Here is a 245-nt window from a genome sequence, read left to right as displayed (position 1 = left end):
TCTTCAACGTTTCTAATACGAGGTGATTATCGTTTCTATCGCTTATGATCCATGCAATGATTGAACGATCATACAAATCTAAAAATGCACTTAAATATAATTTCTCATCTGAATGAGGTACTTTGAATTCTGTTACGTCTGTTGTCCATTTTTCATTTGGTGCCTTTGCTTCAAATTCACGTTGAAGAAGGTTTTCTGCTTTCTGATCGGCTTTATTCGTAATCGTACAGTTGCGTCTTCTCTTT

Annotated in this window: 1 protein-coding gene; it reads right to left on the bottom strand. The window is 35.1% G+C overall.

Annotation, left to right across the window (positions count from 1 at the left end):
* On the bottom strand, positions 1 to 245 hold a 245-nt coding region (locus DAHG_RS18265), incomplete at both ends, for a DDE-type integrase/transposase/recombinase (protein ID WP_022936313.1).

The sequence above is a fragment of the Dielma fastidiosa genome (assembly GCF_000313565.1).
GTDB lineage: Bacteria > Bacillota_I > Bacilli_A > Erysipelotrichales > Erysipelotrichaceae > Dielma > Dielma fastidiosa.
Note: the sequence above shows the minus strand (reverse complement) of the source record. Positions and strands in the feature narration are given on the sequence as shown.